The 13,139-nt window shown below is 73.1% G+C and carries 9 protein-coding genes; 4 read left to right on the top strand and 5 right to left on the bottom strand.

The features are described from left to right. Positions 1 to 128: 128 nt before the first annotated feature. The 4 genes from ACIPSC_RS10335 (at position 129) to ACIPSC_RS10320 (ending at position 4,746) form a co-directional block, all read left to right on the top strand. Positions 129 to 1,121, top strand: coding sequence for a tetratricopeptide repeat protein (locus ACIPSC_RS10335; protein WP_400824633.1), 993 nt, complete (start codon positions 129 to 131; stop codon positions 1,119 to 1,121). Between the two features lie 720 nt (positions 1,122 to 1,841). Then, positions 1,842 to 2,510, top strand: a complete 669-nt coding sequence (locus ACIPSC_RS10330) for a DUF6230 family protein (RefSeq protein ID WP_313765580.1) — start codon at positions 1,842 to 1,844, stop codon at positions 2,508 to 2,510. Between the two features lie 134 nt (positions 2,511 to 2,644). Next, entirely contained in the window at positions 2,645 to 3,307 is a 663-nt protein-coding gene (locus ACIPSC_RS10325) for a DUF6114 domain-containing protein (protein ID WP_400824632.1), read from the top strand. Further along, on the top strand, positions 3,304 to 4,746 hold the full coding sequence (locus ACIPSC_RS10320; protein ID WP_400824631.1) for a hypothetical protein: 1,443 nt from the start codon (positions 3,304 to 3,306) through the stop codon (positions 4,744 to 4,746). Before ACIPSC_RS10325 ends, ACIPSC_RS10320 begins: the two co-directional genes overlap by 4 nt. Positions 4,747 to 4,843: 97 nt before the next feature. On the opposite strand, the gene pyk is transcribed toward ACIPSC_RS10320, so the two are convergent. The 5 genes from pyk to glgB all read right to left on the bottom strand — a co-directional run bounded on the left by pyk (position 4,844) and on the right by glgB (position 13,001). Next, on the bottom strand, positions 4,844 to 6,271 hold the full coding sequence (pyk, locus tag ACIPSC_RS10315; protein WP_400824630.1) for a pyruvate kinase: 1,428 nt from the start codon (positions 6,269 to 6,271) through the stop codon (positions 4,844 to 4,846). A 94-nt stretch (positions 6,272 to 6,365) separates the two neighbouring features. Further along, a complete protein-coding gene (locus tag ACIPSC_RS10310; RefSeq protein WP_400824628.1) occupies positions 6,366 to 7,580 on the bottom strand; it encodes an acetate kinase in 1,215 nt (404 codons plus the stop codon). After that, positions 7,577 to 9,733, bottom strand: a complete 2,157-nt coding sequence (pta, locus tag ACIPSC_RS10305) for a phosphate acetyltransferase (RefSeq protein ID WP_400824627.1) — start codon at positions 9,731 to 9,733, stop codon at positions 7,577 to 7,579. The genes ACIPSC_RS10310 and pta overlap by 4 nt, the downstream gene beginning before the upstream one ends. 126 nt (positions 9,734 to 9,859) lie before the next feature. Then, a complete protein-coding gene (locus ACIPSC_RS10300; protein ID WP_400824626.1) occupies positions 9,860 to 10,570 on the bottom strand; it encodes a hypothetical protein in 711 nt (236 codons plus the stop codon). A gap of 46 nt (positions 10,571 to 10,616) precedes the next feature. Beyond that, a complete protein-coding gene (glgB, locus tag ACIPSC_RS10295) occupies positions 10,617 to 13,001 on the bottom strand; it encodes a 1,4-alpha-glucan branching protein GlgB (RefSeq protein ID WP_400824625.1) in 2,385 nt (794 codons plus the stop codon). Between the last annotated feature and the right edge of the window lie 138 nt (positions 13,002 to 13,139).

The raw sequence follows: 13,139 nt of genomic DNA, 5'->3' as shown, positions 1-13,139 counted from the left end.
ATCCGCGCCGAACGGTTCAGGTTTCAGGGGGAGGGCCGGGGCCCGGGAGGCCGGTACCGCGCAGCCCGCGCGGGGCGGTTTTCCCAGGTTGGTGCCCGGGAGCGGCGCGGACGGGGGAGGATGGTGCCATGCAGCCACGGAATTCGCGTCCCAACAGCGCCGCCCTGCGCGGCGCGGTCGATCTCGCCGCAGTGAAGGCGGCCGGCGAGGCCGCCCAGAAGGCCGAGCAGGCCCGGGCCGAGCGGGCCCGCCAGGCGGCCGCCGCCGAGGCGGCCGGGGTGGCACCCGACCGGCCCGCGTACGAGCTCGTCATCGACGTCACCGAGGACACCTTCGAGTCCGAGGTCGTCCAGCGTTCCGCCGAAGTGCCGGTGGTCATCGACTTCTGGGCCGAGTGGTGCGGCCCGTGCAAGCAGCTCAGCCCGATCCTGGAGCGGCTGGCCGACGAGTACGCCGGCCGGATCGTGCTCGCCAAGATCGACGTCGAGGCCAACCAGCTGCTCGCCCAGCAGTTCGGCATCCAGGGCATCCCGGCCGTGATGGCCGTGGTGGCCGGCCAGCTGGTCCCGCTGTTCCAGGGGGCCGAGAGCGAGGCCAACGTCCGCAAGGTGCTGGACCAGCTGATCCTGGTCGCCGAGCAGCGGTTCGGCGTGGCCGGCGGCTCCGCGGCTCCCGGTACGGCCGGCGAGGCCGCGCCCGTGCTCCCGGAGGACCCGGCGCTGGCGGCGGCGCACGACGCGCTGGACCGGGGCGACCTGGGCGGCGCGGTCCAGGCGTACCGGAACGTGCTGGCCGACCAGCCGGGCAACACCGAGGCCAGGCTCGGCCTGGCCCAGGCGGAGCTGCTCCACCGGGTCGAGGCGCTCGACCCGCAGGCCGTCCGGGCGGCGGCCGCGGCCGACCCCAAGGACGTCGAGGCCCAGCTGCGGGCGGCCGACCTGGACCTGGTCGGCGGGCACGTCGAGGACGCCTTCGGCCGGCTGGTGGACACCGTCGGCAAGACCTTCGGCGAGGACCGGGACACCGCCCGGCTCCGGCTGCTGGAGCTGTTCGAAGTGATCGGCCCGGAGGACTCGCGGGTGACGGCGGCGCGCACGGCGCTGGCCCGCGTGCTGTTCTGAGCCTGCTCTGCCGGGCCCGACCGGACGCCGCCTGCGGGCGCGTTCTGGCACGGCGGATGACCTGCGGTGTCGCTGGTGATTTGGCGACAATCCGGTCATCGCGTGAGAGGTTTACCAAATCTTGACAACGCCCGTGGGTGGTCACTTCAGGTGATCACCCACGGGTGTTTCGCAGGTGTTTCCGACGGATTTCGCCGTCACGATTCCTTCATTTCGTCACGCTGGGTGATCAGTCGGCCGATTTCATGATCGCCGACATGTGATGTTGGATTACCCGTCAGTAATGAACCCCTTGTGCTTCGCCCGGGATTCAAGCAGCATCGGCGACGCCCGGTCCCAGACTCCAAACCCCGGCAGCCGGTCGGCGGACGGAGTGAGGGATCCCCACCGGGCGAGCCGTCGGTCACGGCCGGCGGCAGGGAGGGCAGGGGGGTATCCGCGGTCCCACGGCGGTTCCTGTCCTTCGACCGGCCGCGCGGCCCGCGCGGTCGCTGGTTGTCGCTCGGGGGTGATCGCCGATGTCGTCGGTCCTGCCCGCCGCCCCGCAGGGGTGGTCGGTGAAGGGACGGGAGTGCCGCTGTGTGCCGGCCGCTCCCGCGTCCGACGACGCCCACGGCGCTCTCCGCTACCGAGGACGTAGCTCTCTCCCATCCCAGGCCCCCACCGGTGCGGGACGCACCGCCGGGCGCCGGAGATGTACGTCCTAGAAGGAGGACTCGCATGTCCCAGACCTACGGCAAGACCCGCTGGAAGCGCTTCGCCCTCGTGATGGTGCCGGGCATCGCCGCCACCGCCGCGGTCGGCGTGGCGATGGCCAACAACGCGCTGGCGGCGTCGTTCAGCGTCTCCGGCCAGAGCTTCAAGGTCACCACGCAGGAGCTGCACGGCAAGAACTTCGCGCAGTTCGGCTCCATCGACGCCGAGGCCAACGGCACGCCGCACCCGATCGCCGTCTCGGCGTTCGACTCGGCCACCATCAAGGGCCTCTGCCAGTCGGTGGTGACCGACCCGAACATCATCCCCGGCCTGCCGTGGAAGCTGCCCAAGATCACCCTGCGTCTGGAGGCCGGCTACTCCGACGACGTGGCGAAGCAGGTCTCCGCCAAGAACCTGCTGATCGACCTGGACCAGCTGAACGCGGACGCCGAGTTCACCAACATCAACATCGGCCAGGACGCCGCGACGCTCAAGGGCACCGCGACCGAGAACTGGAAGGGCGCGCTGCCGGGCAGCACCAAGCCCACCGGCAAGGTCGGCTTCGCCCAGGCGGCCGAGAAGGCCGACCTGTACAACGTGCAGCAGACCGCCTGGGCCACCTCGGCGGGCACCTTCACGCTGAACGGCCTGAAGCTCAACCTGCACACCGACGGCGGGCACGAGTGCTACTAGGCCGCTGACCGGCGGTGGGTCCTGCGATCCGCCGCCGAGCACGGCACCCGGGGGGCCGGGGACGGTGTGTGCGCCGTCCCCGGGCCTCCCCCTCCCGTTTTCTCCCCTCGTTCACACCATCGAGGAGCTGCACCGTGTCCAGCGCCCTTGCCGAGCTGCGGCCCGCCGACCACGAGAACCCCGTCCAGTGGGTGCGCCGGGTGTTCCGTAATTTCCGCCGGTCCCGGCCGTTCTACGGCGGTTTGCTGGCCATGTTCGCCGGCGTCCCGATCATGTACTTCCCCTACGCCAAGCTCTCGCTGAACGGCATGACGGTGGCCATGGCCACCACAGCCGGCGCCGGGTCACTGATCATCGGCATCCTGCTGATCGTGCTCGGGCTGACCGCCTGGTTCCAGTCGGCCGTGCGGATCTTCGCCGGTGTCGCCACCATGCTGCTCACCCTGGTGTCGATCCCGGTCTCCAACCTCTCCGGCTTCGGCATGTCGCTGCTGCCGGGCCTGATCGGCGGCGGGCTGATGGTCGCCTGGGCGCCGAACCCGGTCGAGGCCGAGCCGGCCACCGCCAGCGCCACCACCGCCGCCACTGCCGAGGCCGTCGCCGCCGAGCCCGTTGCGGAGACCGCCACCACCGGGGCGGCCGCTCCGGAGAAGGCCGCCCCGGCGACCGCCGAGGCCGCCACCGCGCCGCTGCCGGCCGTGCCCGGTCAGGCCGAGCGGCCGGTCCTCGACAAGGCCCCGACCGCCGAGGGCACCCTTCCGCGGCAGCAGGGCGGCGACGTCGAGGAGGCGCGGTGACCGCCCCGGAGGAGCAGCAGGGCCGGCCCGCCGAGCCGGAGCAGCGCTCCGGGCGGCACGCCGCCCGCCGGACACCGGTCCGGGTCAGACTGCGAGGGCGGGCGCTGGCCATGGCCGCGGTGCCGACCGCGCTGCTGATGGCCGCCACCTACACGCCGAACGCGGCCGTCGCCGAGCCCGCCGCCGGCAAGCCCTGCGCGAGCGCGCCGGACACCCCGGTGCAGCAGCCCGCGGTGGCCGAGACACCCGTTCCGAAGAGCGAGCTGCCCCCGCCGCTGCCCGGCCCGTCCGTGCCGCTCCCGGTGGAGCCGACCGGCGCGCCCGCCGCGCCCTCGACGGCACCCGCGCCGACGGCGGCCCCGACGACGCCGGAGGCCCCGACGGCTCCGACGTCCGGGCCGAGCAGCCAGGCCCCGGCGCCCGCGTCGAGCCCGGCCTCGGCCCCGGTCCGGTCCGCGACCACCGGCGGCTCCGGCGGGGTGGTGCAGGCCGGGCTGATCGGCGACATCGTCGGCGGCGTCACCAACCTGCTCAACCCGAGCGCCTCGCCCAGCCCGTCGGCCTCCACCGGCAGCGCGAAGCCGGCGCCGGCCCCCACGGCCTCGGCGGCGCCCGCCGCCGGCAACCGTGCGGTGGCGGCCCCGGCCGCTCCGGCCGCAGGCACCCCGGCGCCCGCCGCGCCCGCGCCGTCCTCCGCCGCCGGCCCGGCCCCCGCGGCCGCGCCGTCCGGCGCCGCGACGGGCGCGCCGAGCCCGAAGGCGTCCGCTTCGGCGGGCAGCGGCAAGACCGCCGCGAAGCCGTCCGCCGGTGCGAAGGCCACCGGTTCGGCGGCGCCGTCGTCCGGGGCCCGGACGCCGTCCGCCTCCGCCTCGCCGAGCGCCGACCCGAACTGCCTCGTCCCGCTGAAGGGCCTCTCGGCCGGGGAGACGCCGGACAACCCGATCCTCGTCCCGGACCAGAACTGGACCCTGCAGACCAGCCGGCTGACGCTGAACCACGCCGTGCTGATGGGCGTGGTCAAGGTGCAGACGCCCACCGGCACCAAGCGGGTGCTGAAGTTCGTGGTCGACACCGTGGACATCGAGAACCTCGACATGTCGACTCTGGAGGGCAACGGCAAGACCTTCCACGTCAAGGGCGCGCCGGGCTCGGTCTCCACCATGCGCAAGGGCCCGGTCACCATGTACGTGGAGCGGATGTCGGGCCACCTCTCCAAGGTGCTCGGCCTGCCGGTCCCGATCGACCTGGGCGAGCTCACGCTCACCCCGGACGGCCCGCTGCCGCAGTGGCTGTACGACCTGATCGGCAAGCTGGAGATCCCGCTCTGGCTGGAGATGACCGGGGTCACGGCGGTCCAGGCCGGCCAGTTCGGCGGCACGCTGAAGATCCCCGGCATGCGGCTCTACAACGACGACACCCCGTACGTCGGCAACCTCTAGGGCCGGCGGCCTCCCGGGCCCGAACCGGCTCCGGAAACGCCCGTGGGGCGGCCCCCTCCACTGCGGAGGGGGCCGCCCCACGGGCGTTTCCGGGCGACTACTCGCCGCGGGTGCCCAGGTGGTGGACCTGGACCATGTTGGTGTTGCCGGGGACGCCGGGCGGCGAGCCGGCGGTGACGATGACGGTGTCGCCCTCGCCCAGCTCACCCATGCGCAGCAGCTCGCGGTCGACCTGCGCGACCATCTCGTCGGTGGTCTCGACCTGCTCGGTGACGTGGGACTCCACGCCCCAGCTCAGCGAGAGCTGGTTGCGGGTGGCGTGGTCCGGCGTGAACGCGATCACCGGGATCGGCGAGCGGTACCGGGAGAGCCGGCGTGCGGTGTCACCGGACTTGGTGAACGCGATCAGCGCCTTGCCGTTGAGGAAGTCGCCCAGCTCGCAGGCGGCGCGGGCGATCGAGCCGCCCTGGGTGCGCGGCTTGCGGCCCGGGTTCAGCGGCTGGAGGCCCTGGGAGATCAGCTCCTCCTCGGCCTTCTCGCAGATCCGGCTCATGGTGCGGACCGTCTCGACCGGGTACTTGCCGACACTGGACTCGGCGGAGAGCATCACCGCGTCGGTGCCGTCCAGGATGGCGTTCGCGACGTCGGAGACCTCGGCGCGGGTCGGGCGCGAGGCGTGGATCATCGACTCCATCATCTGGGTGGCGACGATGACCGGCTTGGCGTTCCGGCGGGCCAGGGTGATCAGCTGCTTCTGGACCAGCGGCACCCGCTCCAGCGGGTACTCGACGGCCAGGTCGCCACGGGCCACCATGATGGCGTCGAAGGCGAGGACGATCTCCTCCATGGCCTCGACGGCCTGCGGCTTCTCGATCTTGGCGATGACCGGCACGCGGATGCCGACCTCGTCCATGACCGCGTGGACGTCCTTGATGTCGGCCGCGTTCCGGACGAAGGAGAGGGCGACCATGTCGACGCCCAGGGCCAGCGCGAAGCGCAGGTCCTCCTTGTCCTTCTCGGACAGCGCGGGCACGTTCACGGCCGCGCCGGGCAGGTTGATGCCCTTGTTGTTCGAGAGCACGCCGCCCTCGACCACCACGGTCCTCACCCGCGGGCCGTCGACGCTGACGACCTCCAGGGCGATGACGCCATCGTTGATCAGGATCGGGTCGCCGGGCTTCACGTCGCCGGGCAGGCCCTTGTAGGTGGTGCCGCAGATGTGCTGGTCGCCGGGGACGTCCTCGGTGGTGATGGTGAACTCGTCGCCGTTGTCGACGGTCACCGGGCCGTTGGCGAAGGTCGCCAGACGGATCTTGGGACCCTGGAGGTCGGCAAGGACGCCGATGGCCTTGCCGGTGTCCTCCGAGACCTGGCGGACCTTGCGGTACCGCTCCTCGTGGTCCGCGTGGGTGCCGTGGCTCATGTTCAGTCGGGCGACGTTCATGCCCGCCTCGACGATGGCCTTCAGCTGTTCGTAGGAGTCCGTGGCCGGACCCAGGGTGCAGACAATTTTCGCTCGGCGCATATCGGTCAGTCTATCCGTTCGTGTTATAGGTGCATTCGGCGCGAATCGCGAGGAATCGCCGACGAAGGATTTCGCGGACCGAGACGACGGGGTGTCAGTCCGCGGACTCCCGGTGGACCAGGGCGAACGCCTGCCGCGCGATCTCCAGCTCCTCGTCGGTTGGCACCACGGCGACCGCCACCCGGGAGTACGCGGAGGAGATGATCCGCGGTTCGCCGGAGCGCACCGAGTTCAGCTCCGGGTCGACGGCGATCCCCAGCTCCTCCAGCCCGGCGGTGGCCGCCGCCCGCACCGGGGCCGCGTTCTCGCCGACGCCGGCGGTGAAGGCGATCGCGTCCACCCGGCCGAGTACCGCGTAGTAGCCGCCGATGTACTTGCGCAGCCGGTGGATGTACGCGTCGAAGGCCAGCCGGGCGTCCGCGTCGCCCTCCTCCGCGCGGCGCATGATCTCGCGCATGTCGTTGTCCCCGCAGAGGCCGAGCAGGCCGCTGCGGCGGTTGAGCAGGGCGTCGATCTCGTCCACGGACAGGCCGCCGACCCGGTGCAGGTGGAACACCACGCCCGCGTCGATGTCACCCGAACGAGTGCCCATCACCAGGCCCTCCAGCGGGGTGAGGCCCATCGAGGTGTCGACGCAGCGCCCGCCGGAGACCGCGGAGGCGGAGGCGCCGTTGCCCAGGTGCAGCACGATCACGTTGACCTCGGCCGGGTCCTTGCCGAGCAGCCGGGCGGTGGCCCGCGAGACGTACTGGTGCGAGGTGCCGTGGAAGCCGTAGCGGCGCACCCGGTGCTCGTCCGCGACCGTCCGGTCGATCGCGTACCGGGCCGCGTGCTCGGGCATCGAGGCGTGGAAGGCGGTGTCGAAGACAGCCACCTGCGGCAGGTCCGGGCGCAGTGCGCGGGCCACCTCGATGCCGGTGATGTTGGCCGGGTTGTGCAGCGGGGCCACCGGGATGAGCCGGCGGATCTCCCGGAGCACCTCGTCGGTGACCACGGTCGGCTCGGTGAACCGCAGGCCGCCGTGGACCACCCGGTGACCGATCGCGGCCAGCTCGGGGGAGTCGAGACCGATGCCGTCGGCGGCCAGCTCCTCGGCGACGGCCTTCAGCGCGGCGTCGTGGTCGGCGAAGACCTGCACCGCCTCGCGCTTCCCGCCGGCGCGCGGGGTGTGCACCAGCCGGCCGCCCGCCTCGCCGATCCGCTCGACCAGCCCGGACGCCAGGCGCGAGCCGTCCAGCATGTCGATCAGCTGGTACTTCACCGACGAGGAGCCGGCGTTCAGGACCAGGACCCGGGTGCCTTCACTCACTGCTGTGCCTCCTGCGACGGGCCGTGCTCCTGCGGTCGGCCGTGCTCCTGCGACTGGATGGCCGTGATCGCGACGGTGTTGACGATGTCCTCGACCAGCGCCCCGCGCGAGAGGTCGTTGACGGGCTTGCGCAGACCCTGCAGGACCGGGCCGACCGCCACCGCGCCGGCGGAGCGCTGGACCGCCTTGTAGGTGTTGTTGCCGGTGTTGAGGTCCGGGAAGATCAGCACGGTGGCCCGGCCGGCCACCGGCGAACCGGGCAGCTTGGTGGCCGCGACGTGCTCGTCCACCGCCGCGTCGTACTGGATCGGCCCCTCGACCAGGATGTCCGGGCGCAGCCGGCGGACCAGCTCGGTGGCCTTGCGGACCTTGTCGACGTCGGCGCCGGAGCCGGAGGTGCCGGTGGAGTAGGAGAGCATCGCGACCCGCGGCTCGACGCCGAACTGCGCGGCGGTGGCGGCGGACTGGATGGCGATGTCGGCCAGCTGCTGGGCGTCCGGGTCCGGGTTGACCGCGCAGTCGCCGTAGACCAGCACCTTGTCGGCCAGGCACATGAAGAAGACGCTCGACACGATGGCCGCGCCCGGCGAGGTCTTGATCACCTCGAAGGCGGGCCGGATGGTGGCGGCGGTGGAGTGCACCGCGCCGGAGACCATGCCGTCGGCTATGCCCTCCTGGACCATCAGGGTGCCGAAGTAGGAGACGTCGGTGACCACGTCCAGGGCCAGCTCGACGGTCATCCCCTTGTGCGCCCGCAGCTTCGCGTAGAGCTCGGCGAACTGGCGGCGCAGCGGGCTGGTGGCCGGGTCGACGATCCGGACCTGGGCGCGGTCGGCCGCCGGGTCTTCGGCCGGCAGGGCGATGCCGAGGGCGGCCGCCCTGCGGCGGACGGCGTCGGGCTCGCCGAGCAGGGTGAGGTCGCAGATGTTGCGGCGCAGCAGGATCTCGGCGGCGCGCAGCACCCGCTCCTCGGCGCCCTCGGGGAGGACGACGTGCCGGCGGGCCGAGCGGGCCCGCTCCAGCAGCTCGTGCTCGAACATCATCGGGGTCACCCGCTCGGACCGGCCGACCTCGATCCGGTTGGTCAACTCGACGGTGTCCACGTGCAGTTCGAAGAGCCCGAGGGCGATCTCGGCCTTCCGTGGGCTGGCCGCGGAGAGCTTGCCCTCCAGGTGGGTGAGGGTGGCGGCGGTGGGCCAGCTGCCCTCCGGGACGACCGCCACCGGGGTGCCGGGGGCCAGCCGGGCGGCCAGCGCCATGACGTTCGGGCCGGGGTGCTGGCCGAGCGTCAGCAGGACGCCGGCGATCGGCGGGGCGCCGGCGGCGTGCGCGGCCAGCGAGCCGATCACCAGATCGGCGCGGTCCCCGGGGGTGACCACCAGGGCGCCCTCGGTCAGCGCGTCCAGGAAGGTGGGCAGCATGGCGCCGCCGAAGACGAAGCCGCGGACGTCCCGGGCCAGGCCCGCCGCGTCGCCGGTGAGCACCTCGGCGCCGGTGGCCTCGACCAGCTGTGCGACGGTCGGCGCGGCCAGCGCCGGCTCCTCCGGGATGACGTACGCGGGGATCGCCAGCTTCTCGGTGAGCCTGCGCTGGATCCGCTGCTTGGCGGAGGGGGCGACCCGGTTGGCGATCATCGCCAGCGTCGCGCAGCCGAGGTCGGTGTAGGCGCGGTGGGCGTTGCGGACCTCGGCGATCACCGCCTCGGCGTCGTGGGTGTGGCCGCCGACCACCGGCAGCACGGCGGCGCCGAACTCGTTGGCGAGCCGGGCGTTGAAGGCCAGCTCGTCGGGGATGTTGGTGTCCGCGAAGTCGGTGCCCAGCACCAGCACGGCCTGGCAGCGCCGCTCCACCGCGCGGAAGCGGTCGACCAGGACGGAGACCAGCTCGTCCTGTCCCTGGGCGGCCTGCAGGGCGGCGGCCTCCTCGTAGGTGAGGCCGTACAGCTCGGAGGCCGGCAGGTCGATCCGGTAGCGGGCCCGCAGCAGCTCCACCACGTGGTCGGAGCCGGCCTCTCCGGGCGCGTGCGCGTGCACCAGCGGCCGGAACACCCCCACCCGGTCCACCTGGCGGGTGAGCAGTTCCATGACCCCGAGTTCGACCGCCTGGCGGCCGTCCCCCCGGTCGATCCCGGTCACGTACACGCTGCGCGCCACGGCGGCTGTCTCCGTCCCGTCGTCTCAGAGAGTGGTCATCTCGACCATACCTTCGCACCGCGAACACACGTCCGCGAGCAGAGCCCTGCCCTGCGGACAAGGGACGAAGGTCACGTCGGGCCGGGGTCAGGGCCGACCGGGGCGGGGGTCGGGGCCGGCGAGCCCGCTGGAGCCGTCGGAGCCGGACAGCTCCAGTTCGACCCCGCGCGGGGTCTCGCTGAGCCCGACCTGCGACACACGCGTGTCCAGCAGCCAGCCGTGCGGGCGCTGCAGGAGGTCGTGGCGCCCCGGGGACCAGCCGTCGGCGGCGAGCGCGGCCCGCAGCCGGGCGGCCACCTCGGCCGGCGGCAGGCCGGCGGTGCTGCCGATGGTCAGGGTGCGGGCGCAGAAGTTGGAGCCGCAGTAGCCGTCGTCGTCGTGCTCGACGGTCAGCCCGGGCGGCAGTGACACCTCGGCTGCGCCGGGCAGGAAGGCGTCGTAGGCGAGGCTCTGGTAGGCGAAGCCGATGGCGACGCCGACCAGGGCGTGCGCGCCGAGCGCGACCGCGGCCCCGCCGACCGGGGTGCCGAACTCCCGCTTCGGCCGGGGGCCGCGCAGCCGCCGCTCGGTCAGCGCGCCCGCCAGGATCACCAGGCCGCACAGGAGCGGGTAGCCGGCCGTGAACTCGGCCGCGGCGCGGGTGAAGTACCACTCCTGCTGCAGGCCGACGAGGGCGACGGCCAGGCCGGCGAGGAGGGCGAGGACGGCCGCCCCGACCACCCGGGTGCGGACCAGGAACGCCCAGCACAGGGCCGGCAACAGGATGTACAGCAGCCTCAGCACGAACAACACGAGCAAGCCCCCCGCCTGCTGACGATCAGTCCCAGACGGGGAGCCTAGAGCCTCAGGCCGGGCGGAGCCAGATGGTGGCGAGCGGGGGGAGCACCAGCTCGGCGCTGCGGGGCCGGCCGTTCCACTCGACGGCCTCGGCCTTGACCGGGCGGGAGTTGCCGACGCCGCTGCCGCCGTAGGTCTCGGCGTCGGTGTTCAGCACCTCCTCCCAGAGCTGCTCGCGGCCGTCGAGCGCGGGCAGGCCGACCCGGTGGCCGTGCCGGACGACGGGGGAGAAGTTGCAGACGGCGACCAGCGGCGTGCCGTCGGCCGCGTGGCGGACGAAGGAGAGCAGGTTGTCGTCGGCGGCGCCGCCGTCGAGCCAGCGGAAGCCGTCCGGGGTGTTGTCCTGCTCCCAGAGGGCCGGGGCGTCCAGGTACTGCCGGTTGAGGTCGCGGACCAGGCGGCGCACCCCGAGGTGCTCCTCGGCGGCCGGCCACGCCTCGTCGAGCACCCACCACTGCGGGCCGTGCTCGTGGTCCCACTCCGCACCCTGGGCGAACTCCTGGCCCATGAAGAGCAGCTGCTTGCCCGGGTGCGCCCACATGAAGCCCAGGTAGGCGCGGTGGTTGGCGCGCTGCTGCCACCAGTCGCCGGGCATCTTGGCGACCAGCGCCTGCTTGCCGTGCACCACCTCGTCGTGCGAGATCGGCAGGATGTAGTTCTCCGAGTAGGCGTACACCATCGAGAAGGTCATCTCGTTGTGGTGGTACTTGCGGTGCACCGGCTCCTTGGACATGTAGACCAGCGAGTCGTGCATCCAGCCCATGTTCCACTTCAGCCCGAAGCCGAGGCCGCCGCTGTCGGTGGGCCGGGTGACGCCGTCCCAGGCGGTGGACTCCTCGGCGACGGTGATCACGCCGGGGCAGCGGCGGTAGACGGTGGCGTTCATCTCCTGGAGGAACGCGGCCGCGTCCAGGTTCTCCCGGCCGCCGTGCTGGTTGGGCGTCCAGGCGCCGCCCTCGCGGGAGTAGTCGAGGTAGAGCATCGAGGCGACGGCGTCCACCCGCAGGCCGTCGATGTGGAACTCCTCGCACCAGTACACCGCGTTGGCGACCAGGAAGTTGCGCACCTCGGTGCGGCCGTAGTCGAACTCCAGGGTGCCCCAGTCCGGGTGCTCGGCCCGGAGCGGATCGGCCGGCTCGTACAGCGGCTCGCCGTCGAAGCGGGCCAGCGCGAAGTCGTCCTTGGGGAAGTGCGCGGGCACCCAGTCGACGATCACGCCGATGCCGTGCCGGTGCAGGGTGTCGACCAGGTGGCGGAAGTCGTCGGGGGTGCCGAGCCGGGCGGTGGGGGCGTAGTAGCCGGAGACCTGGTAGCCCCAGGAGCCGCCGAACGGGTGTTCCATCACCGGCATGAACTCCACGTGGGTGAAGTTCAACTCCTGGAGGTAGCGCGGGAGTTCTTCGGCGATTTCGCGGTAGGTGGTGAGGTCGGGCCGCCAGGACGGCAGGTGCAGCTCGTACACCGACATCGGCGCCCGGTGGTGCGCGGAGCGGGCCCGCCGGGCCATCCACTCGCCGTCCTGCCACTGGTACGAGGAGGAGGTGACCACCGAGGCGGTGCCGGGCGGGCACTGGGCGGCCCGGGCCAGCGGGTCGGCCTTGTCGAGCACCCAGCCCTGCCGGGTGTGGATCTCGTACTTGTACTGGGTGCCCTCGGCCAGGTCCGGGACGAACAGCTCCCAGATGCCGGAGGAGCCGAGCGAGCGCATCGGGTGCCCGGTGCCGTCCCAGTGGTTGAAGTCGCCGATCAGCCGGACGCCGACCGCGTTGGGTGCCCAGACCGCGAACGCGGTGCCGTGCACCCCGCCGACGGTGCGCACGTGCGAACCGAGCGCCTTCCAGAGCTGCTCGTGCCGGCCCTCGGAGATCAGGTGCAGGTCCAGCTCGCCGAGGGTCGGCGGGGTGCGGTAGCCGTCGTGCTGGCGCAGCGGCGCGCCGCCGGGGTAGGTCACCAGCAGCCGGTAGTCGGGCACCTCGGCGCCGGCCAGCAGGCCGGTGAACAGGCCGCTCTGCTGGTGGGTGAGCTCCGCCGGGCCGTGCGCGGTCTCCACCACCACCCGCTCGGCGAACGGGCGCAGCACCCGGATCGCGGTGCCGCCGTGCACCGGGTGCGCGCCGAGCAGGGCGTGCGGGTCGTGGTGCTTCCCGCCGACCAGCCGGTCCACCTCGGCGGGCGGCAGCGGCGCCTCGGGCAGGCGCAGCGCGCCCACCGGCGCGGCGGGGCCCTCGTCCGCCGCCGGCGGCTGCGGTTCGGCGCGCCGGGGGGCGGCGGGCGCCGCGGCAGCCGCGGGCGCTGCGGGGGCCGCGGGCTCGCGCCGGGGGGAGTCCGCGGATGCCAGGAAGGTGGCGGGGACGGTACGGGTGGTGCGGCCGGGCGGGTCGAGCGGCGTCACGGCGTGGTCCTCCTGCGGAATCGGGGTGGCCGCGGGAACGTCGGCGGCAAGGTGGGCCTGCTCCGGGGGCGGGAGCGGGGTGGAGCCTTGGGAACGTGGGCGGGACGGGGCGAGGACGGGCTGGGCCGGGTCGGGATG

The organism is Kitasatospora sp. NPDC090091, from assembly GCF_044747365.1.
Classification (GTDB): Bacteria; Actinomycetota; Actinomycetes; order Streptomycetales; family Streptomycetaceae; genus Kitasatospora.
The sequence above is the reverse complement of the archived record's forward strand: the minus strand, read 5'-3'. Positions and strand labels throughout refer to the sequence as shown.